Raw genomic sequence first — 2,343 nt, 5'->3', positions numbered from 1 at the left:
TGGTTTCATGGTTTAAAAATACCATAGCTCTCCCCTCCAACCTGCGGAATGTAGGATGGAAAGACTCAGAACTAAGATCAGAAGTCTGAGAACTGAATTGCACAAACAAGTAGCATCGTTTTTGGCAAGAAACTACGATGTGATCGTCTTACCTACCTTTGAGACGTCGCAGATGGTTGTCAAAAAGAAGCGAAAACTAAAAAGCAAGACAGCTAGGGCGATGATGACATGGGCTTTTTATCAGTTCTCTCAGATTTTAGAGCATTTGTGCAACCGTTATGGTTCCAAATTAGTGAGGATAACAGAGGAATATACCTCCAAAACTTGTACAAAGTGCGGACACATTCATAGAAAACTTGGTAGTTCTAAGAATTTTCAATGTCCACGTTGCGGATACGAAATCCCTAGAGATTTCAATGGAGCCGTCGGGATTTTCCTGTTCGCGTAGCGTCGGCTTTGCCGAAAGGCGATGTGGGATACCACCTTCCTCGAAGCAGTCGGGGATGTAGTACTCAGCTTTTCTGACTCAAATGATATCCTAGATATCCAAGATGTCAGAATTTGTCCGGGTTAAAAGTATCAGTTTCGCTACAGCAATTCAGGCTATGTTCTGCTGACCCAGGTGATTGAAACCGTATCGGGTCAGTCCTATGACGATTATGTGACATACTCCTACACTGACTCTGCTCTTACAGAGCCGCTTCGCGAACGAGTTCAGTGTAGGCTTCTTGCCAACTCCACCCAACGGTTCGGATACTCGGCAAGCTTTATTAACGACACGGGATGCCCCTCCGCGCCGGAACAATACAATAAGTTCTATTTTTTAGGAACGTAGGTGACTGACTTGCCCAGCATTTAAGGCCTTTGGCCACGCTTCGCGAACGGCTTTGTTTCTCAGTACATATATTATAGCAATTTTATAATACCCTGTGCAAAATTCATCCCACACCTATGCGTAGCATAGGTGTGGGATGAATTTTGCCGGACAGCTAAAGGAGCATTTGCTCCAGCCTTTGGGGATGGAGAACACAGGTTACGAGTATCCTTTGGCGGTGATTGATGGCTTGGCAAATGGTTATCAGTTCACTGATGACGGCTATCTCAAGGCAAAGTATATTAATATGTCCGTGCCACAGGGAGCCGGAGGACTATATTCCACGGTCGAGGATCTGGCTCGATGGAATCAGTTTTTGTTTGACCATGGGGTGGGAGATGAAACGATCTTAAGGGATAAGGCGATCGCTACTATGACCTCTGCCTTAGTACCGAGCAATCCTGACGAAGCTCCCCATCTGTTCTATGGCTATGGATTGGTAATAAACAAACAGCCCAAGCATCAGCGCATTGGTCATGGTGGGAGAATTAACGGCTTTGTAACTAATCTGGTATACTACCCAGACCAGGATGTGAGTGTTGCTGTGCTCAGTAATTTAGAAACCGCCAATATAGAGCGAATTTCCCAGGATTTGGCAGCAATTGTGTTTGGGGAACCCTACTCCAAACCCACAGTTTCTGAGGTGGTGAAGGTAGATCCGTCTGTATACGAGGGCTATATTGGAACTTATCAGGTTGCTCCTGAGTTCCAGGTAACTATAACCACCCAAGCCAATCAATTGCGGATTCAGGGAACAGGGCAGTCTATTTTGAAGCTTTATCCTACCTCCGAAACTGAGTTTTTTGCACGGGTCATTGATTTGCGAGTTGTCTTTAACCAAGGCTCAGACGGCACGGTGGAAAGCGTGACGCTGCTGCAAAACGGGCAGGAAACCGTTGCTCCTAGGGTAGATTGAGAGTGGAGAGTTTTAATGTAATCTTATGATAAAGATTGCTTTCTGGGTGATTCTATTTACCCCAATTAAGGGCTTTCTTAAGGATTTCTGTGTAGTCCATATTGGCTAAAGTTTGGGCGTTGCTGATTCTGGGTATGGTTTTGCCCCCCTAGCCCCCCAATTTTGGGGGGAAAAAGACTTTCTTGCGTCCCCCAAAGTTGGGGGATTTAGGGGGCTTGAGCACAACCAGATGATCATGCATTCATTCCTTGATTCAGCAACGCCGGAATCCTTACCCTACTTTGGTCATTATCCATTTATAAAAATCGACCTACCAGTAGTTTATAAAGCAGATTTTTAACGGAAATATATTAAGAACAAACCTCATCCATAGTCTAATCTTAATAGATTGAAAATAAGAGAGCGATCGCTTTCATGGAAAACCTCAAACTTTGGTGTTGCTGAATTAAGGAATGAATGCGTGATCATCGGGTTTTGTTAAAGCCCCCTAAATCCCCCAACTTTGGGGGACTTTAAGAGTTTTGTTCCCCCCAGAATTGGGGGGCTAGGGGGG

At 45.0% G+C, this 2,343-nt stretch carries 2 protein-coding genes; both read left to right on the top strand.

The window, feature by feature from the left end; all coding sequences use genetic code 11:
* Positions 1-55: 55 nt before the first annotated feature.
* Entirely contained in the window at positions 56-448 is a 393-nt protein-coding gene (locus BJP37_RS34060; protein WP_330359514.1) for an RNA-guided endonuclease TnpB family protein, read from the top strand.
* A gap of 523 nt (positions 449-971) precedes the next feature.
* Positions 972-1,790 carry a serine hydrolase gene (locus BJP37_RS34050; RefSeq protein ID WP_075906827.1) on the top strand — a complete coding sequence of 273 codons (819 nt, stop codon included), beginning with the start codon at positions 972-974 and terminating at the stop codon, positions 1,788-1,790.
* Positions 1,791-2,343 lie beyond the last annotated feature (553 nt).

Source organism: Moorena bouillonii PNG, assembly GCF_001942495.1.
GTDB classification, from domain to species: Bacteria; Cyanobacteriota; Cyanobacteriia; order Cyanobacteriales; family Coleofasciculaceae; genus Moorena; species Moorena bouillonii.
This window is presented reverse-complemented; position numbering and strand designations above follow the sequence as displayed.

Coding starts and splice junctions, on each gene's coding strand:
- BJP37_RS34050 (WP_075906827.1), top strand. CDS start 972: ATGAATTTTGCCGGACAGCTAAAGGAGCATTTGCTCCAGCCTTTGGGG.
- BJP37_RS34060 (WP_330359514.1), top strand. CDS start 56: ATGGAAAGACTCAGAACTAAGATCAGAAGTCTGAGAACTGAATTGCAC.